We start from the raw sequence: 20,372 nt of genomic DNA, 5'->3' as shown, positions 1-20,372 counted from the left end.
CTCAGACGGGCACCTTCTTCAGCATTTCGATGCCCACTTGCCCCGATGCGATTTCACGCAGTGCGACGACGGTGGGCTTGTCGCGGCTTTCGATCTTCGGCGTATGGCCTTGCGCCAGCTGGCGAGCGCGATAGGTTGCAGCGAGTGCGAGCTCGAAGCGGTTAGGGATTTGTTTCAGGCAGTCTTCGACAGTGATGCGGGCCATGTTGGTTTCCTTCTCGATATGAACTTTATTCTACCTTATGTGACCGATATGACCCGGCCACCGCGGTGCTCATGATTGCGGCGTGGAATGGATGCCGAGATCCACGAAGAGCTGCGTATTGCGGGCGTATTGCGACGTGAAGCGCAGGCGCGTCGCGGCGACGAGGCAGCGCAACTCAGTGAGCGCGCGATCGAAATTCTCGTTGATGACCACGTACTCCGCTTCCGATGCATGCGCCATCTCGCTGCCGGCTGCAAGCAGACGGCGCACGATTACCTTGTCGGAATCCTGGCCGCGTTTCTTGAGGCGGTCTTCGAGCGCATCCAGCGACGGCGGCAGGATGAAAATCTCCACCGCATTGCGGAACTGCTTCTTCACCTGCTGCGCGCCCTGCCAGTCGATCTCGAGCAGCACGTCGTGGCCCATCTTCATCTGGTCGGCAATCCACAGCTTGGACGTGGCGTAGTAGTTGCCATGCACTTCGGCGCTTTCGAGAAACTCGCCGCGCTCGCGCCGCTCCATGAACTCATCGACGGACACGAAGTGATACTGCACGCCGTTGGTTTCCTTCGAACGCGCTTCACGCGTCGTGTAGGAAACCGACAGCAGGATGGCCGGATCTTCGGCGAGCAGCGCGTTCACGAGCGTGGACTTGCCGGCGCCCGACGGCGCGACGACCATGAACAGGTTGCCGGGATAGATGCCGGTGTAGTGGCTGTGCGAGCGATGCGGTGTGGGGTTCGACATGATGGTGCGTTACTCCAGATTCTGTACTTGCTCGCGCATTTGTTCGATGAGCAGCTTGAGCGTCATCGAGGCGTCGGCGAGTTCCTTCGCGGCGGCCTTCGAGCCGAGCGTGTTCGCTTCGCGGTTGAGTTCCTGCATCATGAAGTCGAGACGCTTGCCGACCTTGCCGCCCTTTTGCAGCACATGGCGCGTCTCGGTCAGATGCGCGCTGAGACGCTGCAATTCCTCGGCGATGTCGATGCGGATGCCATAGATGGTCACTTCCTGGCGGATGCGTTCGGCGACTTCCTCGCGCGGCACGCTGGCGGCGGAGGCGCCGTCGGCGGTGGCGATGCCGAGCGCATCCTGCAGGCGCTCGACGATCTTGTGCTGATGCCGCGCGATCAGTTCGGGCACGAGCGGCGTGATGCGCGCGACGATGGCTTCCATCTCCGTCACGCTGTTGAGCAGCACGTTGCCGAGCGCGGCGCCTTCGCGGCCGCGCACTTCGATGAGATCGGCGATGGCCTGCCTGCCGCACGCGAGCACGGCTTCGCGCAGCGTGTCCTGCGACACCGAGCTTTCCGCGAGCACGCCGGGCCAGCGCAGGATTTCGCCGGTGCGCATGCGCTCGGCGCCGGGGAAGATGTCGAGCACGGCGCGCTCGAGCGTGGCGAGCTGGCTGAGCGCGTCGCGGTTGAGCGCGCCGGCATTGGCCGTCTGTTCGACACGATTCAGGTTGATGCGGATATCGACCTTGCCGCGCGAGAGCTTGTTCATCAGCATTTCGCGCAATTGCGGCTCGGTGGCGCGCACGTCTTCAGGCATGCGGAAATTGAGGTCGAGAAAGCGCGAATTCACCGTGCGCAGTTCCACCGAAACCCCGACGCCCGAACCGCCCGCGCCATTGGGTCCCGCGCCATCCGCGACGACTTCGCGCGTCGCGCTGGCATAGCCAGTCATGCTGTAGATCATGGTACGTCTCGCGATTGAGACCTTCGTTGCGAAGGCCGTTTCGATACGAAGCGCCCGGCGCTTTCGAAAGCCCCTTGGAGTGGCGCGTGTGTGACCGCCGGGCGAGGAACCGGCATTATCCCATTTTTGCCATGCGGACCGCCGATACCAAGGGTCGGCCGGACCGGGCCCGCCCGACGCCCTGCGGGGTTTGGCGATAAAATCCAGCCTTGCTGCGCGGCGTCCCACGGCTGTCCTGCAAGCGTTCTGTGCCGGACGCGCGCGCTTTCACTCTCACCACTCGATCCTCATGACCGACTCTCCCCTGCTGAAGCCCTCTCCCCCGCGTCCGAGCGGCCGCCGCGCAAACCAGCTGCGCGACGTGCGCATCACGCGGAACTACACGAAGCACGCGGAAGGCTCGGTGCTCGTCGAATTCGGCGATACCAAGGTGATCTGCACGGCCAGCATCGCCGAGCGCGTGCCCGAATTCCTGCGCGGCCGCGAACAGGGCTGGCTCACCGCGGAATACGGCATGCTGCCGCGCGCCACGCACACCCGCAGCGACCGCGAAGCCGCACGCGGCAAGCAGACCGGCCGCACACAGGAAATCCAGCGTCTGATCGGCCGGGCGCTGCGTTCGGTGTTCGACCTGAACGCGCTCGGCGCGCGCACGCTGCATCTCGATTGCGACGTGATCCAGGCCGACGGCGGCACGCGCACGGCGTCGATCACCGGCGCGTTCGTCGCGGCCTATGACGCCACCAGCAAGCTGCTGGCCGCGGGCAAGATCGCGAAGTCGCCGGTGAAGGACTTCGTCGCGGCGATCTCGGTGGGCATCTTCGAAGGCTCGCCGGTGCTCGATCTCGACTACGACGAAGACTCGCAGTGCGATACCGACATGAACGTCGTGATGACGGGCTCGGGCGGATTTGTCGAAGTCCAGGGCACGGCGGAAGGCGCGCCGTTCTCGCGCGAAGAGATGAACGAGCTGATCGCGCTCGCCGACAGCGGCATCAAGGCGCTCGTGCTGAAGCAGAAGGAAGCATTGGGGATTCGCAGTGTCTGATTCGTTTGCATCCGGGGCGGCGCCGGGCCGTGTCGTGCTCGCCTCGAACAATGCGGGCAAGCTGCGCGAGTTCGCGGCGCTGCTGGAGGCGGCGGGCATCGAACTGATCGCGCAGGGCGAACTCGGCGTGCCCGAGGCGCCCGAGCCGCATGTCACCTTCGTCGAGAATGCGCTGGCGAAGGCACGCCATGCGTCGGCGCTGACGGGCCTGCCCGCGCTCGCCGACGACTCCGGCCTGTGCGTGCGCGCGTTGCAGGGCGCGCCGGGCGTGTATTCGGCGCGCTACGCGTCGCTTGCCGGCGGGGAGAAAAGCGACGCGGCGAACAACGCGCGGCTGGTCGCGGATCTCGCCGGCGTGGCGGACCGTCGCGCGTATTACTTCTGCGTGCTGGTGCTGGTGCGTCACGCGGAAGACCCCGAACCGCTGATCGCGGAAGGCCGCTGGCACGGCGAAGTGCTCGACGAACCGCGCGGCACGCACGGCTTCGGCTACGACCCGCACTTCTTCCTGCCCGCGCTGCACGCCAGCGCCGCCGAACTCGATCCCGCCCGCAAGAACGCGCTGAGCCACCGCGCGCTGGCGCTGCGCGACCTGCTGCAACGACTGAAGGAACTGGCGTGAGCGCGGGACCGAAGACCATCAACGTGGTGCAGACCTTTACGTCGCCGGGCAGCATCCGCCTGACGTCGTTGCCGCCGCTCGCGCTGTATGTGCATTTTCCGTGGTGCGTGCGCAAGTGCCCGTACTGCGATTTCAACTCGCACGAGTGGAAGGGCGACAGCTTTCCCGAAGACCGTTATCTCGACGCACTGCGCGCCGATCTCGAAAGCGCGCTGCCGCTCGTGTGGGGACGGCAGGTGCATACGATCTTCATCGGCGGGGGCACGCCTTCGCTGCTCTCGGCGCCCGGTCTCGACCGGCTGCTTTCGGACGTGCGCGCGCTGCTGCCCGTCGACGCCGACGCCGAGATCACGCTCGAAGCCAACCCCGGCACGTTCGAAGCGGCGAAGTTCGCGTCGTTCCGCGCGAGCGGCGTGAACCGGCTGTCGATCGGCATCCAGAGCTTCAACGAGGCGCATCTGAAGGCGCTCGGCCGCATCCACGATGCAGGCCAGGCGCGCCAGGCCGTGGAGATCGCGGCGCGGCACTTCGACAACTTCAACCTCGACCTGATGTTCGCGCTGCCGCAGCAGTCGCTCGACGAATGCCGGCACGACATCGAGACGGCGCTGGCGTTCGCGCCGCCGCATCTCTCGCTGTATCACCTGACGATGGAGCCGAACACGGTCTTCGCGAAGTATCCGCCCGCGCTCCCCGACGACGATGCTTCCGCCGACATGCAGGAGTGGATTCACGAGCGCACGCGCGAGGCGGGCTACGGACGCTATGAGGTATCGGCGTATGCGAAGCCGCATCGGCAGAGCCGGCACAACCTGAACTACTGGCGCTTCGGCGATTACCTGGGGATTGGCGCGGGAGCGCATACGAAGCTGTCGTTTCCGTCGCGGATCCTGCGGCAGGCGCGTTTCAAGCATCCGGCGAGCTACATGGATCACGCGCTTTCGCCGACCGAAACCCCGGTGCAGGAAGAACGCGAAGTGGGTCCGCGCGATCTGCCCTTCGAGTTCATGCTGAACACGCTGCGGCTCGTGGAAGGTTTCCCGGTGCATGCCTTCGTGGAGCGCACCGGCTTGTCGCTATCGGCGATCGAACCGGCGCTCCAGCGCGCGGAACAGCGCGGACTCATCACGCGCACGCCGGAGCGCATCGCGCCGACCGAGCTCGGCCAGCGCTTCCTCAACGATCTCCAGGAGATGTTCTTGAAGGATCCGCACAATTGAGCGCGTCGACGGCGGCGTCCGGCTCGGTGATGCGGCATCGTCCGTTCGCGCTGTTCTGGAGCGCGCGGGTGATGTCGTCGGTGGCGTTCCAGATGATGTCCGTGGCGATCGGCTGGCAAGTCTATTCGATCACCCATAGCGCCTATGCGCTCGGCTTCGTCGGACTCGCGCAGTTCCTGCCGATGTTCGTGCTGACGCTGGTCGTCGGGCACGTGGCGGACCGCTACGACAGGCGCACCATCGCGTACGTCTGCCAGGGAATCGAGGGGATCGGCGCGCTCGCCCTGTGTCTCGGCGCGTGGCACGGCTGGAATCACGTCGGCCCGATCTATGCCATCGCCACGATCACGGGCGCGGCGCGTGCGTTCGAATCGCCGTCGATGGCGGCGCTCTTGCCCAACCTCGTCGCACGCACGCAGTTGCAGCAGGCGACCGCATGGTCCACTTCGGCGAACCAGACCGCGATGATTCTCGGCCCGGCGCTGGGCGGCCTGCTGTATGGCTTCGGCGCGTTGACGGTGTATGGCGCGGTGGCTATCGCGTTCCTGGCGGCGGCGTGGGCCGTGGCGGCGATCCGCATCGACGAACCGGTCCGAATGCGCGCGCCCTTGTCGTTCGAGGCGCTGTTCTCGGGCATCGGCTTCATTCGCAGCAAGCCGGTGATTCTCGGCGCGCTGTCGCTCGATCTGTTCGCCGTGCTGCTCGGCGGCGCGACGGCGCTGCTGCCCGTCTATGCGCGCGACATCCTGCATACCGGTCCGTGGGGACTCGGCGTGCTGCGCGCGGCGCCGGCGGTGGGCGCGCTGACGGGCTCGATCGTGCTCGCGCACTTTCCGCTGCGGCAGCGCGCGGGCACGGCGCTGTTCGGCGGCGTGATCGTGTTCGGCATCGCGACGATCTTGTTCGGGCTGTCGCACGACATCGTGCTCTCGCTGATCGCGCTTGCCGTGCTCGGCGCATCGGATGTGATCAGCGTGGTGGTGCGCACATCGCTCGTGCAGTTGCAGACGCCCGATGACATGCGCGGAAGAGTCGGCGCGATCAACTCGCTGTTCATCGGAACGTCGAATCAGCTCGGGGAGTTCGAGTCGGGCATGACGGCGGGGCTGTTCGGCGCGATGCCGGCGGTGCTGATCGGCGGGATCGGGACGATCGCGGTCGCGCTGCTGTGGATGCGGCTGTTTCCGGCACTGCGGGCGACGAAATCGCTGGAAGGGTGAAGGTTTGAAGCGATGCGGCTTCCTGCCGGAGAGTTGCGCTACAATACGCGCCTTGCTGGAGGTGTGGCCGAGCGGTTTAAGGCACCGGTCTTGAAAACCGGCGAAGGAGCGATCCTTCCGTGAGTTCGAATCTCACCGCCTCCGCCAGCACCCAATCAAAAGCCCCATGAGTCGCCGACTCATGGGGCTTTGTCGTTTCCGCGCAGTTCTCTCGCCACTTCACATGATCACTTTCTCATCTCCCGCTCATCGTGGCGACGCGGCCGTTTCGTACTCTATCCCTGACGCTGCCGCACCGGCCCGATCCGATTCGGACCACCCGCTCGCGGGACTAGCGAATACCACCGGACGCAGCAGCGCCGCCGTCTTTCAGGACATTCAGGACGGCGCCGACGCACCTCACCTCGACGACCCCGCGCTGCACGAGCCAGCCGCGTCCAGGTCGTCGTCAGGCCACGCGCACGACGGAACTGGTGGCCCGTCGTGCTTTGGTCCGGGCACTCCCGCCCGGACATTTTTTTGCGCCGCGCCCGACATCGAAGAGCGCCGAGGCGAACCTCGCCGCTCCCGCACAACCCATCTTTCAAGCCCCCACTGCCGTCCCGCACTGGCTGCAAAACTTCGCGCCTAGCACGAGTGCCTGACGACATTGCCCACACGACTGCGGCACGAGCGGCGTCGCGCACTGCGAGCAGAAGCGCGCGCCTTCCTGCTGGCTCGTATTGCATCGCGGGCAGCTCACACCGCCGGGCGGACGCGTCGGCGCCGCCGGAGCGGGCGCCCGTCCCCAGCCCTCGTTCCCTTGTCCGCCATGATGTCCATGACTCCCTTCATGCCGACGGCCATGCCCGCCCTGCACCGCATCTCCACGATGCCCGCCAAACGCGCGCTCGAACCAGTTCATGCCATCTCTCCCAAGTCACTTGCGCAGCAGACGCAAACCATTCCCAACCACGAGCAGACTCGCGCCGACGTCGGCGAACACGGCCATCCACATGGTCCCGATGCCCCCGATGGTCAGCCCCAGGAACACCGCCTTGATCCCCAGCGCCAGCACGATGTTCTGCACCAGCACGCGATGCGTCGCCTTCGACAAGCGGATGAACGCGGGAATCTTTCTGAGGTCATCGTCCATCAGCGCGACATCGGCGGTTTCGATGGCCGTGTCCGTGCCCATCGCGCCCATCGCGAAGCCGACGTCCGCGCGCGCCAGCGCCGGCGCATCGTTGATGCCGTCGCCGACCATGCCCACCGTCGTGCCCCCCGCCGAAAGCTGCTCCACAGCCCGCAGCTTGTCCTCGGGCAACTGATCGCCCTCGACGCGATCGACGCCCACTTCGCGGGCAATCGCCGCCGCGGTATGCGCGTTGTCGCCGGTGAGCATGACGGTGCGCACACCCAGCGCATGCAGCTCGGCGACGGCCGCGCGGCTCGTGTCCTTCACCGTGTCCGCGACGGCGAACAGCGCCAGCACGCGCTCTTCATCGGCGAGCATTACGACGGTCCTGCCGTTTTTCTCATGGCGTTGCAGTTGCGCTTCGAGCTCCGTCGAACACAGGCCGAGCGCTTCCACCATCCGGTGATTGCCGAGCGTATGGCGACGCCCGTTCACCCGGCCCGCGATACCTTGTCCCGGCAACGCTTCGAACTCGTCGACGGGCAACAAACCGACCGCATCCGCCGCGCCGGCGCGTGCGATGGCCGTCGATACCGGATGATCGGAGCGGCTCGACAAGCTGACGGCGATCGCGCGCACTTCCGCGTCCGGGAGATCGTTCGTCATCTGTTCGAACGCCACCTGCACCGGCTTGCCGTGAGTCAGCGTGCCGGTCTTGTCGAGGGCGAGCCAGCGCAGTTTCCGGCCTTGTTCCAGAAAGGTCCCGCCCTTCACGAGCATGCCCTTGCGGGCCGCCGCGGCAAGCCCGCTGACGATGGACACCGGCGTCGAGATCACCAGCGCGCACGGGCACGCGATCACGAGCAACACCAGCGCCTTGTACAGCCACGCGAGCCACGCGCCCGCGAACAGCAGCGGCGGCAGCACGGCGACGCCCACCGCGACCAGGAACACGCTCGGCGTGTAGATGCGGGCGAATTGATCGACGAAGCGCTGCGTCGGCGCGCGCGTGCCTTGCGCGTTCTCCACTGCATGGATGATGCGGGCGAGCGTCGACTGGCCGGCCACAGCCGTCACCTCGTACTCGAACGACCCGGACTGGTTGATCGTGCCGGCGAAGACGTCATCGCCGGGCCCTTTCTCGACGGGCAGGCTCTCGCCGGTGATGGGCGACTGATCGATCGTCGAGCGGCCCGCGCTGATCCTGCCGTCCAGCGCGATGCGCTCGCCCGGCCGCACGCGCGCGATGGCGCCAAGTTTGACTGCCGTAGCCTCGACGTCGCGCCACGGACCGTCCGGCTGCCTGACGGTCGCGGTGTCGGGCGCCAGCTTCATCAATCCTTCGATGGCATTGCGCGCGCGATCAAGCGAGCGTGCCTCGATCAGTTCGGCGATCGTGAACAGCACCATCACCATCGCGGCCTCGGGCCATTGGCGCAGCGCGAGCGCGCCGGTCACCGCGATGCTCATCAGCGCGTTGATATTGAGGTTCAGGTTGCGTATGGCGACCCAGCCTTTCTTGTAGGTGCCGACGCCCGAACCCGCGATCGCCAGCACCGCGAGCGCCGCGACGAGCCATTCGGGCGCGCCCAGCCAGTTCGCGGCTTCGGCGCTCAAGGCGGTGACGCAGGCCGCACCGAGCAGCCACATGGGCTTGCGGGACGGCGCGGAAGAGGCGGCGCGGGCGCCGGTTTGTGCGTGATCCGCGAGTTCCGCTGCGAAGCCGAGCGACGTGAGCGCCTTGAGCACCGCATCGAGTCCATCGGGCCGATGCACGACCGTCAGCACGCGCTGCATCAGGTTGAACTGCATCTCGCTGACCTCCGGCAGCGCGCCGAGTTTTTTGCGGATCAGCGCTTCCTCGGTTGGGCAGTCCATCTGCGCGATGCGCATCTGCGTGCGGACGAAGCCACCCAAGGTAACGGACGGGGTCAGCGCGGGGTGGTCGTGGGCGTGTGCATGGTCGTGTTCATGGCCGTGGTCGTGATCGTGACCATGTTCATGCCCGCCACAATGTGCGTGTCCGACGGCACGCACGTCCTGCTCCTTTCGAAGCTCGATGATCGAATCATGTCCTGCGCAGCACTGTTTCATTTTCGCTATCCCTTAACGCCATGGGGCGAGTAAACACCCTGGAGGAACTCCAGGGTCAAGGGACGATTCTTTGAAAACAGTCATTCCGCGCGAAAGCACGCCAACGCGTGCATGTCGCTATGCGAAGGAAATCAGGAATCAGCAGGGCTTTGTCGGTCATGCGTGACAATCGCAGTGAACAGACAGGCCATAGGCCCATCTAACCGCCCACATCGATCACTACGCGGAGACGCTTATGAAATCAGGCCGCATCCTGCCCTTTCTCTTCGGCGCGTTGCTGGCTGCAAGCCTGCCGATGCAGGCGCAAGCCCAGCCCAACCCGAATGCGCAATGGCGGCATTCGGAAACCACCTTCTTCGAACTCATCCAGAACGGCTACGGCATCGTCTCGGTGACGAGCGTGGCCGCCCGCAGCACCGGTCTGCCTGAAGACACCTACATCCTGCAGAAGACCAACAGCGTGTTCCGCTGCGTCGAAACCCGCGCGGCGGAAACGGGCGCGGTAAGAGCATCAGCGCCGCTGCGCTGCGCCGAACTGGTCAAACCCTACGTCGACTGACTCACGCCCGCTGTCCGCTGAAGGCGCCGTACTTTAGCCCACCGGCGTCTCGCCCTCACCCGATTCCTTGCCGGGCCGGTCATTCGGTCCTTGCTTGCGGTTCTCGTCGCTCCGCTCCGGCAGCTTGCTCTTTTCGTTGTCGCTATGCTCGGCCGGCTGGGCATTGTCCGGCGCTTGATTGTCTGCGTTCATGATCGGCTCCTTGGAAGCTTTCCTTGTGAAAGCCAAGGCAGCAAGTCGCGCGCCCGCACGATCGTGTCGACGTCGCCCATCCGGCCCGCAGGCACTACCATGGAAGCAGAGTCTTCCACGGTGCCCTCCCATGTCCGCCTCTCTCCGTTCCGCCGTAGCCGCCCTGCTCGGCGCATGCGCCGTGCTCGCGCTGACTTCATGCACCTTCACGCCGCCGCCCGGTGTCGTCGCGGCGCGCACAACCGCGCCGCCCGCGGCGCAAGGCTCGACCCTCGACGACTACAAGCAGCGCATCGCGCAACGCATCTTCGAGCGCAATCCGTCGCTGGTGCTCAAGGGCACGCCGCAAGCGATGCTGCGTTCCTTCGTGCTCGTCGCGTTCACGGTGGATCGCGGCGGCCGGCTGGTCGATTCGTCCGTGTACCGCACCAACGGCGACGACGAAGCCGAAGCCACCGCGCTCGCCTCGCTGCGTCGCGCGGCGCCGTTGCCCGCACCGCCGGCGCGGCTGCTGAACGGCAATGGCCAGTTGGAGTTGTTCGAAGGCTGGATGTTCAACGACAACGGCCAGTTCCAGCTGCAAACCTCGCACTCGCCGCAGGCGACGACCATCGACTAGCATCGACCGGTGGCGGTCGCCACGCACGCTCGTTATAATTTTTCGCACCCCGGCCGGACCTGCTTCCGGCGTGGCCTTCGCCCCGCGCCCACCCCGCGCGCCCTGCGAAGCGCCTCAGGCGCAGCCCATCTGCGCCGCGACCACGCGCGGTACTCGCGCATGCCGCCCGGCGCTGGCTCCCAGCGTCACCGCTGTCATCGCATGACCATCCCTACAAGAAGCTGACGCGACAGTCGACGGCGACAGTCGACGGCGCCACGCCCCGACGCAGCACGAATCAACGCAACACGCATCAACGCCAAGACAACGGAGACAGCATGTCCTCACCCTCGCTCTCCGCCGCCAAGCCCGGCGACGGATCCCAAAGCGCTTCCCGCGTGATTTTCGCGAGCTTCATCGGCACCGCGATCGAGTTCTACGATTTCTATGTCTATGCGACCGCCGCCGCGCTCGTCATCGGACCCGTGTTCTTTCCGCACGACTCGCCCGCCGCGCAGGCACTGTCGGCGTTCGTCACCTTCGGCATCGCGTTCGTCGCGCGGCCGATCGGCTCGTTCCTGTTCGGACATTTCGGCGACCGCATCGGCCGCAAGTCGACCCTCGTCGCCTCGCTGCTGGTCATGGGCCTCTCCACGACGCTGATCGGTTTCGTCCCCGGCTACGATTCCATCGGCAGCCTCGCGCCGATCCTGCTGTGCGTGCTGCGCTTCGGCCAGGGCATCGGTCTCGGCGGGGAATGGGGCGGCGCGGCGCTGCTGGCCACCGAGTACGCGCCCAAAGGTAAGCGCGGGCTGTTCGGGATGTTCCCGCAGCTCGGGCCGTCGATCGGCTTCCTCGCCTCCAACGGCCTGTTTTTCGGTCTGGCGCTGTCACTCACCGACGAACAGTTCCGCAGCTGGGGCTGGCGCGTCCCGTTCATCGTCAGCGCGGTACTGGTCGCGCTCGGCCTGTACGTGCGCCTGAAAATCGCGGAGACGCCTGCGTTCCGCGCGGCCGTCGAGCGCGAGGAGCGCGTCAAGGTGCCGGTCGCGACGCTGCTCGGCAGTCACCTCATGCCCACGCTGCTCGGCGCGTTCGCGATGGTCGTCTGCTACACGCTGTTCTACATCTCGACGGTGTTTTCGCTGTCGTTCGGCGTCGGCAAGCTGCATTTCGCGCGCGAGACCTTCCTCGGCCTGCTGTGCTTCGCGGTGCTGTTCATGGCGCTCGCCACGCCCATTTCCGCAATCGCCAGCGACCGCTTCGGACGCAAGCCGGTGCTGGCAGTCGGCTGCCTGCTCGCGATCCTGTCGGGATTCACGATGGCGCCGCTGCTCGGCAGCGGCAACACGATCCAGGTGGCGCTGTTCCTGACGATCGAACTGTTCCTGATGGGCGTGACCTTCGCGCCGATGGGCGCGCTGTTGCCCGAGCTGTTCCCGACCAACGTGCGCTACACCGGCGCGGGCGTCGCGTACAACCTGGGCGGGATTCTGGGGGCGTCGGTGGCGCCTTATATCGCGCAATTGCTCGCGAACCGGGGCGGCCTGACGTGGGTGGGTGGGTATGTATCGGCGGCGGCGGCGGTCAGCCTCATCGCCGTGCTGTGCATGCGCGAGACCCGCGATATCACGTTGGAATGAGCACGCTCGAATAAACTTGGCGCCGCTCAGCGGTCGTGCCGGTTGCCTGCCTGCGCGGGCACCGGCCGGCCGTTGACGAGCGCGACGCGCGGCGGCGCCGGCCGCTGCGCCTGCCTGACCTCCTTGTCGCGCGCGGCCTTCGCCGCCTTGCGATCGGCCCAGAAACGCGCGAGCGCCAGCAGCGTGACGATGGCGATGCCATCCGCGATCAATCCCAGGATCCAGTGCGACGGATAGCGTCCGAGTCCGAGCACGCCCATGGCCCGCAGCGCCGAATCCAGCACGAGCGACACGCACGCCCCCGCGATGAAGCACACGAGCCCTTGCTGCCCGATCGTCACGATGCCCGGCAGCCTGCGCGCGAGCCGTCCGATCCAACCGGCATACACCGCGCGCGCGACGATCCACGCGATGGCGGCGAAGCTCACGATGCGCAGGGTCGCAAGATTCTGTTTCATGAATCCCGGCGGCGGCTGCATTTCGAAGAACAGCTTGTAGAACGCGAAGACCAGCGCGACCGCAATCGCCACGGCGGTCAGCCCGCGCGCGATGCGGCTCGCATGGAATCCTTCGCTGATCGGCTGGACGCGCGCGAGCATGCCGGTCACGAACATCAGCTGCCACGCGAAGGGATTGAACGACCACGCTTCCGCATAGGTGCCGGGCAGCGCGCGTGCGAGCGGCGCGGCCGCGAGCCAGACCAGCAGGCTTGCGAAGATCGCGACCACCGGCTTCTTCTGCGCGAGCGGCACGATCACGGGCACGGCGAGGGCGAAGACGGCGTACATCGGCAATACCGCCGACAAATACGGCTGCTGCCTGAGCGTCACGATTTCTCCGATCAGACCCAGTGGCCGCGCGAGGAAATTGGGCCATTCGGTGTACTGGAGCATCGGCGTGTCGATCTTCAGCGCCATCATCAGGCCGCCGCCGATCAGCATCAGGAAGGCCGTGAACAGATAAGCGCGATAGATTTCCCAGCTGCGGCGGAAAAAACGCCGGCGCGCGGCCTTGATGCTACGGCGAGTCGCAAGCGCCGTATAAGCCGCCGCCGACGCGTAACCGCCCAGGAAGACGAACACTTCGGCGGAATCGCAAAAGGCATATTGATGCAGCGTGAAGCGCGACAGCACACTTCCCGTTATATGGTCTACCGCGATAATCAGCAGCACGATTCCTCGAAAGAAATCGACTTCGAGAGAACGTGTTGTCGGGGAAGTCATCTGGTGAATGCTCCACGGGCTGCGGTTCCACGGCGACAGGAACGTCGCGCGCGCATACGGGGTTTGTACTGACTCCCGAGAGGAAATTCCCTTTATCGACCGGTATTTAAAGTAACACCCGATGTCAGTCGGCAAGCTGGCGGCAAAATGACTTTTTGGCCCGCTATTCAGTCATTTTTGCTGTGCTTATACTCGAAGCGGCATCGAAACAAGCTCGACAAAACCAAAACGGTTCGGCAGCGTCAATCGCGGATTCTTCATTCGCGCTTCAATCGGGAGGCCACCATGCGTTTTCATCTTCAAGGCTCGCATCTGGTTGCAATGATCGCCATCGCGCTGCTGAGCGCCCTGCTGCTCGCCGTGAAGTTCCGGCCTGCAACCTGGCGCGGCGTGGTCGTCGAAGCGGTCATTGCGAATGTCGGCGCCATTCTCGCGGTCGTCGCGTTCGAGGTGCTCACCGCCTGACCTGCTCGTCCGCTCGCAAGAAATTTCAAACCGTTTGAACTCTGTTGCCAGGAGGCTGTCACATCGGGCAATGGCGTTCAGGCGACCGGTTCTTTTCGGGTTGCTCGAACGACTCCCTTCTCCTCTCCGTTCCTGCTAACGCGGGAACGTTCAAGGGCGCCAGGCGAAAGCCTCGCGCCTGTTCTTTTTTCCGCCCTGCGCATGCCGTAGTTCAAGCAATGCTTCGCTCACTCGCAGCGAACATGCCTGGCCCGCTTCGTCGGTTCAGGATTTCCCACGCTCGGAGCGTGCCCGGCATCGCGGAATGACCCGACTCAGATCCAGTGTCCCGGCACATAGCGATACTGCCCGCGATACGGCGACCACACGCCCGCGATCCAGCGCCGGCCCGCGCGCACTTCGACCCATCGTCCGGCGGCCCAGACGTAACGGCCCTGCCAGACCCAGTGTCCGGCTTCCCAGACGAAGCCCGCACGCGGCGGCGGAATGCGCTCGTAGCGCGGCGCGGGCGGCGCGCTCGGCGCGATGATCACCGCGGCGGCGTACGCCCCGGACAGCGTGACGGCGCCGGCGGCGATGATCGCGATCTGAACGAGCAGGCGGCGAAGGGACACTTTCATGAACGACCTCTTGTCGAAAAACATCGAACGCGCGCGCAGGGCGCGCGGGCAAAGCTCGCGGCGCAGGAACCTCCGCGAAACAGTTCAATGTGTAGACCGGCCGATGCGATGACAGGCGCAGGCGTGCCAGAGGCCCGAATTCGAAACGATGTGTGGACAAGTGTCAGCGACTGTCGATGCGCCTGCTCGCGCCACCTCGAAGAACGACAAGAGAATCACGCAAACGATAGCGCCGCAAACGAAAAGAGCCGGAATCTCGCGATTCCGGCTCTTCCTGTAAAGCAAACGGTGCGGCACGCAGACGCGCCGCACGACGTCACGCCTGCGGAATTTCGATCTTCACTTCCAGCACTTCGAGATCGTCCTGACGTTCGAGGCTGACCCGAATGTCGTCGTTGGAAATCTTCACGTACTTCGAAATCACCGCAACGAGTTCCCGTTGCAACGCCGGCAGGTAATCGGCGGCGGCTTTGCCACCTGCGCGCTCGTGCGCAATGATCAACTGCAAGCGTTCCTTCGCGACCGAAGCGGACTTTTTCTTCTCGCCCAGCAAAAACGAAAGAATCGACATTGCGTCCCCTTACTTGGTGCCGAAGATGCGTTGCAGCAGGCCGGGCTTTTGATAATCGGTGAAGCGCAGCGGCTTCTGCTCGCCGAGAAAGCGCGACACCACGTCCTTGTACGATTCGGCGACATCCGTGCCGTCGAGATGCACGGCGGGCAAGCCCTGGTTCGATGCGTGCAGCACCGCTTCCGACTCCGGAATCACGCCGATCAGATCGATGCGCAAGATCTCCTGGATGTCGCTCAGCGACAGCATCTCGCCTTCGGAGACGCGCTTCGGGTTGTAGCGCGTGATGAGCAGGTGTTCCTTGATCGGCTCCTTGCCTTCCATCGCGCGCTTGGTCTTCGACGAGAGAATGCCGAGGATGCGGTCCGAGTCGCGCACCGACGAGACTTCCGGATTCGTCACGATGAGCGCTTCATCGGCGAAGTGCATGGCCATCAGCGCGCCGGATTCGATGCCCGCCGGCGAATCGCAGATGATGTATTCGAAGTCCATCTTGACCAGCTCGTCGATCACCTTCTCGACGCCTTCGAGCGTGAGCGCGTCCTTGTCGCGGGTCTGCGAAGCCGGCAGGATGAACAGGTTCTCGCACTTCTTGTCCTTGATGAGCGCCTGGTTCAGATTGGCTTCGCCCTGGATGACGTTGATCAGGTCGTACACCACGCGGCGTTCGCAACCCATGATGAGGTCGAGATTGCGCAGACCGACGTCAAAGTCGATCACGGCCGTCTTGTGGCCGCGCAAGGCGAGCGCCGATGCGAAGCTCGCGCTGGTGGTCGTCTTGCCGACGCCGCCCTTTCCCGAAGTCACCACAATGATTTTTGCCATACAAGTACCTTGTGTTCGTCAATAGGTCCGCTCGCGTTGCCTGGAGCGCGCGCTGGGCATCGGTGGCGCGCGGGTGGAGGCGACTCGTCAGGTCAGCCGCAGCGGTTCGATCATCAGTTTTTCTTCGTTCAGCCAGATCTGCACCGGCTTGCTCAGCACGTCGGCCGGCAGCGGGTTCTCGGTGGTCCGGTAGATTCCCGCGATGGAGATCAGTTCCGGTTCGAGACAGGTGCAGAAGATCCGCGCGTCGAGGTTGCCGTGCACGCCCGCGAGCGCGCGGCCCCGCAACGGCGCATAGATATGGATGTTTCCTTCCGCGATGACCTCGGCCCCGTAGGACACGAGCCCGAGCACGATCAGGTCGCCCTTCGCGTAGACCTGCTGGCCCGAGCGCAACGGCCGGTCGATGATGGTCGCCGGTTGCGGCAGCGTCGCGGGCGGCGGCGTGTTGGCGACGGCCGCCTCGATCACGGCGGCGGCCTCGGTGTTGGGCTTGGCTTCGTCGACGGAAGGCTTCGGCGCGCCCCGGCGATCGCGTGCTTCGAGGATCGGCAGGCCGCCTTCGTTGGCCCACTGGATGGCCCACGTCTGCGCGGGCAGCGCGACCACGCCGATGGGACGCATGCGCACGCCGGCAAGCAGCTTCTCGAGTTCCGCGAGGGAGATGCGCTCGCCTTCAGCGAGACGTCGAACGTCGATGGCGACGACATCGCCTGCGAAGAATTCGGGAGTCGCTTCGAAACGCCGCGTGAGTTCGGTGCGCAAGGCATCGAGGTCGGGAGTCTTGACGACGAAGAGAAGCGTGTCGACGGAGCCGCTGCGCAGTTCGAAATAGGGCGTTTTGTTGAGCGACATAGGAACGGCCAAAAATTTTGCGTATTTTACAGGCGTTGTCGCACACGGCCATAATTTTTGGCTCGAATTCAGCTATCGGAAACGCGAAGTGCGACGAGAGATGCGTGCCGCGCGCACGCTCGACGTGACCGCGATGCGCGCTTAGACAGGCTGCCCGGAATGCAGCCGATGCACAAAGAGGGATTCGGCTTCCTGCTCATGCAAGGGCATGGCGCGACGATCGCCGGTCGGGCCGAAGCCCAGACGTTCGTAGAAGCGCATCGCGGTGCGGTTCTCATCGGCGATCCACGCGTGCACGTCGGCCGCGCCCTGCTCCGCGAGCCATTGCGATGCGACGTTCACGAGCAGTTCGCCGCCGCGCAGATGACGCACCGCCGGCGCGACCCACAGCGCGTTCACGAAGGCGCGCCCGCCCGGTGCGTCCTCGATGTACGCATGCACGAGCCCGCAGGGATGGCCTTCGGTGTACAGCAGGAAAGTTGCGAGCTTGTCGGCGCTGGCGTGCAGCGCGGCGGTATCGTCGAATTGGGCGGGTTCGAGCAGCAGCGCATCTTCAAGCGTCTCGCCGAATGCGTAAGGCGCCTCGCGCAGCGATGCCGTGCGAAGTTCGCGCAGGACCGGACCTTGTTGCGCGGCGATGCGGCTGACGGTCAATGAGGGACTCATGCGGGCAATTTCTCTCTGACTTCAGGCTCCATGCGTGCGGCTCGTGCGGCCGGTCCGGCATGTTCAGCCATGGGCGTAGCTTCAACCGATCGGGCGGACCCGTCAATTCCTAAATCCGGGAAAGTGCTTTACAGCGCACATGGCAATGCGTAGCCGTGCTCATGGTCGCTTCGCTCATTCAGGGCGCCGCGTACGCGCCGGTGCCGTCCGGCCAGGGCGTGAGCAACTCGAAACCGTCCTCGGTCACGGCCACCATGTGCTCCCATTGCGCAGACAGCGAGCGGTCCTTGGTCGTCACGGTCCAGCCGTCGCGCGACTGCTGCGTGGCGGCGCGGCCTGCGTTGATCATCGGCTCGATCGTGAACACGAGGCCCGGCTTGAGGCGCAGTCCGGCGCCGCGCTGACCGTAGTGCAGCACTTGCGGATCTTCGTGATACACGCGGCCGATGCCATGGCCGCAGTATTCGCGCACCACGGAAAAGCCTTCCCGGTGCGCGACGCCCTGGATCGCCGCGCCGATGTCGCCGAGCGTCGCGCCCGGGCGCACTTCGCGGATGCCGGCCACCATCGCCTCGTACGTGGTTTCAGTGAGGCGGCGCGCCTCCGCGTTCGGCGTGCCGGCAAAGTACATGCGGCTCGTGTCGCCGTAGTAGCCGTCCTTGATGATCGCGACATCGATGTTGATGATGTCGCCGTCCTTCAGCTCCTTCGGCCCGGGAATGCCGTGGCAGACGACGTGATTCACCGAGGTGCAGACGGTTTTCGGAAAGCCCATGTAGCCGACGTTGGCGGGAATGGCTTTCAGTTCGTCGACGATAAAGCGGTTGCAGAGGGCGTCGAGTTCGTCGGTGGTGACGCCGGGACGGACGTGTTCGCCGATCATCGCGAGAACTTCGGCGGCCAGGCGGCCGGAAATGCGCAACTTGTCGATGTCTGCGGGAGTCTTGAGCGTGATGGCCATGGGGCGATGCAGATGGGTTCAGCGGCCTGCGTGCGCGGCCTTCGACCGGATTTCAGGCGGACGGCGCACGAGGACAATGGGGCCGATGATAGCATTCCGGCGCCGCCGGTCCTTGGCCGGAGGGGTGAGGACGCGGTTGCGGACATGCACGCTTGTGATGCACGCGGGTTTGTGTTTTAGTGGCCCCGGTTCAGACTTGCCGGAGCGTGACTACCTTGCCTCGATTTGCCCATTTGTTTGCCATGGCCGCGAGCGCCGCTGCCCTCGCCGCCTGCAGTTCGACGAGCGGTCCCGAGTTGCGCGCGTCGAAGCCCGTGATCCATGTTTCATCGGCGCGGCCCGCGTCGGATATTTCCAGCTGCCTGCAACGCATGATTCCGTCCGCGCAGACCAGGCGCGCGCAGGGTTCGACCGAGCTGATGGTCGGGTCGAATGCGTGGCTCGTGACCTTGACGCCTTCGGTGTACGGGTCGGAGGTGAAGGTGCAACAGTCATCCAGCGACGATGGCGGTGTGCCGGAGCCGGAGCTGCGGTTCGATATTGCGCGGTGTACGACCTGAGTGCGACGGGCTAGCGGATCAATATTCGCTCACTTTCCCAGCCCGGCGGGAAACCTGCGGCGCGAATGTTCACGAGCTCCGACTGCGGGAAAGGAAGCCAATGCGCTTTCACTGCGCCAGACCATCCGCTTTCCGGGCGAATGACTCGCAACATGGTTTCGAGGATGCACGGCGTGCCGTACGTCCGCCGCCGCGCAAATTCATCTCTCGCCAAATGGTGCAGGTATTGATGCGGTTGAGTGTCGGGAAGTTTCGGTGGTTCGGGGTGGTTGCGATTCCACAGCCGTGAATGATGCGCAGCGACGTTTCGCACGAAGTCGATCGTGCGTAGCCATGACGCCAGATGCTGTCCGCTGATTCCATATCGGCTCGCGATCTTGTTCTGATCGCCGCACTTCATCCCGGCGAAAAATTTCGACAGTAAGCCGAAGTCCCAAATCTCTGTGGCGACCCGGATCGGAAGCGCTGCGCCGTATTTCTGCTCATGATGAGCGACGAAATCTTCCTTGCGACTTTTTCTCAGTGCCTCTTTGTATTTTTCCAGCCACTCTTGATGTCGCGTGAGCCTCCTTGGGCCCTGTCGTTTCTGGCAGAAATTCGCGTCCAACTGAGCTGTTGGTTCGTGGGCGCGACGATGCCGCCGCCCAAGCAAATGCGCGATATCGACGCGCACCGCGACCGCGACTCTCTCGATGGCGTCGAGGACGAGCAATCTCAATTTCCTGTCGAACTCGTAGACTGCCTCGGCCAATTCGAACGACGCTCCGTCGAGAGAATCGTCGCTACGGCGGACATCGCTGCCCGGAGTCGGGACGCGAAGCGGGAACCCGTAGCCAACCAGACGGTAATAGCCGATTCCTTGCAGCGTTGCTAAAGCCGCAGCATCGTCACCAACAGCCAAGTTTCGCGATTTCAGGAGGTCCAGTTGGTCTGCGTAAGGGCGGTGCAGTTTTAACGGAGAGAATTCCGGCTTGTCGGTTGCCGTCAGGCAAGGATCGGTCGCCACAAATGGAAATCCCCCACATGGGACACCAATCTTTCGATCGGGCTCAGAGGTGAGGGACATATTGGAGAGTGATTCCAAATGACTGATGGAAGCCGTCAACAAGGAAAATCAAATCGAGATGTTCGCCACATAGGCGGCATTGCCTTGCATACGCCAAAATGACGAAAGGCCGCCCAATGGGCGGCCTTTCTGTTTGATGCTTTCTATGTTCTTGGCGGAGAGGGTGGGATTCGAACCCACGGTACGGGAAAACCGTACGCCTGATTTCGAGTCAGGTACATTCGACCACTCTGCCACCTCTCCGTCTACCCTCTCGGGCCTTCGTCAAGCCGGTCGTTGCTCGGCGAAGAACGAAACTATATCGAACTCTCGGAACCTTGCCAAGCCCCTTTTGCCAACCT

Annotated in this window: 23 protein-coding genes and 2 tRNA genes; 10 read left to right on the top strand and 15 right to left on the bottom strand. The window is 64.6% G+C overall.

Annotation, left to right across the window (positions count from 1 at the left end):
* Window position 1 precedes the first annotated feature (1 nt).
* The 3 genes from rpoZ to QCE62_RS03760 all read right to left on the bottom strand — a co-directional run bounded on the left by rpoZ (window position 2) and on the right by QCE62_RS03760 (window position 1,906).
* Window positions 2–205 (bottom strand): DNA-directed RNA polymerase subunit omega, encoded by a 204-nt coding sequence (rpoZ, locus tag QCE62_RS03770; RefSeq protein WP_050456014.1) that lies wholly within the window; start codon window positions 203–205, stop codon window positions 2–4.
* Window positions 206–274: 69 nt separating this feature from the next.
* Entirely contained in the window at window positions 275–952 is a 678-nt protein-coding gene (gene gmk / locus QCE62_RS03765) for a guanylate kinase (protein ID WP_309914479.1), read from the bottom strand.
* A 9-nt stretch (window positions 953–961) separates the two neighbouring features.
* Window positions 962–1,906, bottom strand: coding sequence for a YicC/YloC family endoribonuclease (locus QCE62_RS03760; RefSeq protein WP_309914477.1), 945 nt, complete (start codon window positions 1,904–1,906; stop codon window positions 962–964).
* 289 nt (window positions 1,907–2,195) lie between these two features.
* Here QCE62_RS03760 and rph point away from each other — a divergent pair, with 289 nt between their 5' ends.
* The 5 genes from rph to QCE62_RS03735 all read left to right on the top strand — a co-directional run bounded on the left by rph (window position 2,196) and on the right by QCE62_RS03735 (window position 6,163).
* Entirely contained in the window at window positions 2,196–2,954 is a 759-nt protein-coding gene (rph, locus tag QCE62_RS03755; RefSeq protein WP_404987274.1) for a ribonuclease PH, read from the top strand.
* Complete coding sequence (rdgB, locus tag QCE62_RS03750; RefSeq protein ID WP_309914474.1) at window positions 2,947–3,576, top strand: RdgB/HAM1 family non-canonical purine NTP pyrophosphatase; 630 nt, start codon at window positions 2,947–2,949, stop codon at window positions 3,574–3,576. Before rph ends, rdgB begins: the two co-directional genes overlap by 8 nt.
* Complete coding sequence (hemW, locus tag QCE62_RS03745) at window positions 3,573–4,796, top strand: radical SAM family heme chaperone HemW (RefSeq protein WP_309914471.1); 1,224 nt, start codon at window positions 3,573–3,575, stop codon at window positions 4,794–4,796. The genes rdgB and hemW overlap by 4 nt, the downstream gene beginning before the upstream one ends.
* Before the next feature lie 29 nt (window positions 4,797–4,825).
* Window positions 4,826–6,016 (top strand): MFS transporter, encoded by a 1,191-nt coding sequence (locus tag QCE62_RS03740; RefSeq protein ID WP_309919590.1) that lies wholly within the window; start codon window positions 4,826–4,828, stop codon window positions 6,014–6,016.
* Between the two features lie 57 nt (window positions 6,017–6,073).
* A tRNA-Ser gene (locus QCE62_RS03735) sits at window positions 6,074–6,163 on the top strand.
* A 436-nt stretch (window positions 6,164–6,599) separates the two neighbouring features.
* Here the strand turns inward: QCE62_RS03735 and QCE62_RS35245 are convergent.
* Together QCE62_RS35245 and QCE62_RS03730 are read right to left on the bottom strand one after the other, a co-directional pair.
* Window positions 6,600–6,920 (bottom strand): zinc-ribbon domain-containing protein, encoded by a 321-nt coding sequence (locus QCE62_RS35245; protein WP_404987271.1) that lies wholly within the window; start codon window positions 6,918–6,920, stop codon window positions 6,600–6,602.
* Between the two features lie 15 nt (window positions 6,921–6,935).
* A complete protein-coding gene (locus QCE62_RS03730) occupies window positions 6,936–9,011 on the bottom strand; it encodes a heavy metal translocating P-type ATPase (protein ID WP_309914469.1) in 2,076 nt (691 codons plus the stop codon).
* Between the two features lie 451 nt (window positions 9,012–9,462).
* Between QCE62_RS03730 and QCE62_RS03725 the strand changes: the two genes are divergently transcribed.
* Entirely contained in the window at window positions 9,463–9,786 is a 324-nt protein-coding gene (locus tag QCE62_RS03725; protein ID WP_309914467.1) for a hypothetical protein, read from the top strand.
* A 33-nt stretch (window positions 9,787–9,819) separates the two neighbouring features.
* Here the strand turns inward: QCE62_RS03725 and QCE62_RS03720 are convergent, their stop codons facing one another.
* Window positions 9,820–9,978 (bottom strand): hypothetical protein, encoded by a 159-nt coding sequence (locus QCE62_RS03720; protein ID WP_309807578.1) that lies wholly within the window; start codon window positions 9,976–9,978, stop codon window positions 9,820–9,822.
* A gap of 130 nt (window positions 9,979–10,108) precedes the next feature.
* Between QCE62_RS03720 and QCE62_RS03715 the strand changes: the two genes are divergently transcribed.
* Both QCE62_RS03715 and QCE62_RS03710 read left to right on the top strand, forming a co-directional pair.
* A complete protein-coding gene (locus tag QCE62_RS03715) occupies window positions 10,109–10,597 on the top strand; it encodes a TonB family protein (protein ID WP_309914463.1) in 489 nt (162 codons plus the stop codon).
* 317 nt (window positions 10,598–10,914) lie between these two features.
* Complete coding sequence (locus tag QCE62_RS03710; protein ID WP_309914461.1) at window positions 10,915–12,219, top strand: MFS transporter; 1,305 nt, start codon at window positions 10,915–10,917, stop codon at window positions 12,217–12,219.
* 26 nt (window positions 12,220–12,245) lie between these two features.
* On the opposite strand, the gene opgC is transcribed toward QCE62_RS03710, so the two are convergent.
* Window positions 12,246–13,442 (bottom strand): OpgC domain-containing protein, encoded by a 1,197-nt coding sequence (gene opgC / locus QCE62_RS03705; RefSeq protein ID WP_309914459.1) that lies wholly within the window; start codon window positions 13,440–13,442, stop codon window positions 12,246–12,248.
* A 285-nt stretch (window positions 13,443–13,727) separates the two neighbouring features.
* On the opposite strand from opgC, the gene QCE62_RS03700 reads away from it, so the two are divergent.
* Window positions 13,728–13,907 carry a hypothetical protein gene (locus QCE62_RS03700; protein ID WP_309914456.1) on the top strand — a complete coding sequence of 60 codons (180 nt, stop codon included), beginning with the start codon at window positions 13,728–13,730 and terminating at the stop codon, window positions 13,905–13,907.
* Window positions 13,908–14,221: 314 nt separating this feature from the next.
* Here the strand turns inward: QCE62_RS03700 and QCE62_RS03695 are convergent, their stop codons facing one another.
* The 6 genes from QCE62_RS03695 to map form a co-directional block, all read right to left on the bottom strand.
* Entirely contained in the window at window positions 14,222–14,527 is a 306-nt protein-coding gene (locus QCE62_RS03695; protein ID WP_309914453.1) for a hypothetical protein, read from the bottom strand.
* Window positions 14,528–14,843: 316 nt separating this feature from the next.
* On the bottom strand, window positions 14,844–15,098 hold the full coding sequence (gene minE / locus QCE62_RS03690) for a cell division topological specificity factor MinE (RefSeq protein ID WP_035926261.1): 255 nt from the start codon (window positions 15,096–15,098) through the stop codon (window positions 14,844–14,846).
* Window positions 15,099–15,107: 9 nt separating this feature from the next.
* A complete protein-coding gene (minD, locus tag QCE62_RS03685) occupies window positions 15,108–15,923 on the bottom strand; it encodes a septum site-determining protein MinD (protein ID WP_309914450.1) in 816 nt (271 codons plus the stop codon).
* A gap of 87 nt (window positions 15,924–16,010) precedes the next feature.
* Window positions 16,011–16,778: a septum site-determining protein MinC gene (gene minC / locus QCE62_RS03680; protein ID WP_309831050.1), complete on the bottom strand. Its 768-nt coding sequence runs from the start codon at window positions 16,776–16,778 to the stop codon at window positions 16,011–16,013.
* A 141-nt stretch (window positions 16,779–16,919) separates the two neighbouring features.
* The gene (locus QCE62_RS03675) at window positions 16,920–17,444 is read right to left on the bottom strand and encodes a GNAT family N-acetyltransferase (protein ID WP_309914448.1); all 525 of its coding nucleotides are present in this window, start codon (window positions 17,442–17,444) and stop codon (window positions 16,920–16,922) included.
* Window positions 17,445–17,622: 178 nt separating this feature from the next.
* Window positions 17,623–18,405, bottom strand: coding sequence for a type I methionyl aminopeptidase (gene map, locus QCE62_RS03670; protein ID WP_309914444.1), 783 nt, complete (start codon window positions 18,403–18,405; stop codon window positions 17,623–17,625).
* 206 nt (window positions 18,406–18,611) lie between these two features.
* Here map and QCE62_RS03665 point away from each other — a divergent pair, with 206 nt between their 5' ends.
* Window positions 18,612–18,965, top strand: coding sequence for a hypothetical protein (locus QCE62_RS03665; RefSeq protein ID WP_409017781.1), 354 nt, complete (start codon window positions 18,612–18,614; stop codon window positions 18,963–18,965).
* A 10-nt stretch (window positions 18,966–18,975) separates the two neighbouring features.
* Here QCE62_RS03665 and QCE62_RS03660 read toward each other — a convergent pair whose 3' ends face one another.
* Together QCE62_RS03660 and QCE62_RS03655 are read right to left on the bottom strand one after the other, a co-directional pair.
* A complete protein-coding gene (locus tag QCE62_RS03660) occupies window positions 18,976–19,971 on the bottom strand; it encodes an Abi family protein (RefSeq protein WP_309914438.1) in 996 nt (331 codons plus the stop codon).
* Window positions 19,972–20,183: 212 nt separating this feature from the next.
* Window positions 20,184–20,274 (bottom strand) — tRNA-Ser (locus QCE62_RS03655).
* Window positions 20,275–20,372 lie beyond the last annotated feature (98 nt).

This window comes from Caballeronia sp. LZ033, from assembly GCF_031451265.1.
Lineage (GTDB): Bacteria > Pseudomonadota > Gammaproteobacteria > Burkholderiales > Burkholderiaceae > Caballeronia.
This window is presented reverse-complemented; position numbering and strand designations above follow the sequence as displayed.

What these genes read in the sequence shown, in the direction of transcription:
- rpoZ (WP_050456014.1), bottom strand. Translation starts at nt 205, where the DNA reads ATGGCCCGCATCACTGTCGAAGACTGCCTGAAACAAATCCCTAACCGC.
- gmk (WP_309914479.1), bottom strand. Translation starts at nt 952, where the DNA reads ATGTCGAACCCCACACCGCATCGCTCGCACAGCCACTACACCGGCATC.
- QCE62_RS03760 (WP_309914477.1), bottom strand. Translation starts at nt 1,906, where the DNA reads ATGATCTACAGCATGACTGGCTATGCCAGCGCGACGCGCGAAGTCGTC.
- rph (WP_404987274.1), top strand. Translation starts at nt 2,196, where the DNA reads ATGACCGACTCTCCCCTGCTGAAGCCCTCTCCCCCGCGTCCGAGCGGC.
- QCE62_RS03740 (WP_309919590.1), top strand. Translation starts at nt 4,826, where the DNA reads ATGCGGCATCGTCCGTTCGCGCTGTTCTGGAGCGCGCGGGTGATGTCG.
- QCE62_RS35245 (WP_404987271.1), bottom strand. Translation starts at nt 6,920, where the DNA reads ATGAACTGGTTCGAGCGCGCGTTTGGCGGGCATCGTGGAGATGCGGTG.
- QCE62_RS03730 (WP_309914469.1), bottom strand. Translation starts at nt 9,011, where the DNA reads ATGGACTGCCCAACCGAGGAAGCGCTGATCCGCAAAAAACTCGGCGCG.
- QCE62_RS03725 (WP_309914467.1), top strand. Translation starts at nt 9,463, where the DNA reads ATGAAATCAGGCCGCATCCTGCCCTTTCTCTTCGGCGCGTTGCTGGCT.
- QCE62_RS03720 (WP_309807578.1), bottom strand. Translation starts at nt 9,978, where the DNA reads ATGAACGCAGACAATCAAGCGCCGGACAATGCCCAGCCGGCCGAGCAT.
- QCE62_RS03715 (WP_309914463.1), top strand. Translation starts at nt 10,109, where the DNA reads ATGTCCGCCTCTCTCCGTTCCGCCGTAGCCGCCCTGCTCGGCGCATGC.
- QCE62_RS03710 (WP_309914461.1), top strand. Translation starts at nt 10,915, where the DNA reads ATGTCCTCACCCTCGCTCTCCGCCGCCAAGCCCGGCGACGGATCCCAA.
- opgC (WP_309914459.1), bottom strand. Translation starts at nt 13,442, where the DNA reads ATGACTTCCCCGACAACACGTTCTCTCGAAGTCGATTTCTTTCGAGGA.
- QCE62_RS03700 (WP_309914456.1), top strand. Translation starts at nt 13,728, where the DNA reads ATGCGTTTTCATCTTCAAGGCTCGCATCTGGTTGCAATGATCGCCATC.
- QCE62_RS03695 (WP_309914453.1), bottom strand. Translation starts at nt 14,527, where the DNA reads ATGAAAGTGTCCCTTCGCCGCCTGCTCGTTCAGATCGCGATCATCGCC.
- minE (WP_035926261.1), bottom strand. Translation starts at nt 15,098, where the DNA reads ATGTCGATTCTTTCGTTTTTGCTGGGCGAGAAGAAAAAGTCCGCTTCG.
- minD (WP_309914450.1), bottom strand. Translation starts at nt 15,923, where the DNA reads ATGGCAAAAATCATTGTGGTGACTTCGGGAAAGGGCGGCGTCGGCAAG.
- minC (WP_309831050.1), bottom strand. Translation starts at nt 16,778, where the DNA reads ATGTCGCTCAACAAAACGCCCTATTTCGAACTGCGCAGCGGCTCCGTC.
- QCE62_RS03675 (WP_309914448.1), bottom strand. Translation starts at nt 17,444, where the DNA reads ATGAGTCCCTCATTGACCGTCAGCCGCATCGCCGCGCAACAAGGTCCG.
- map (WP_309914444.1), bottom strand. Translation starts at nt 18,405, where the DNA reads ATGGCCATCACGCTCAAGACTCCCGCAGACATCGACAAGTTGCGCATT.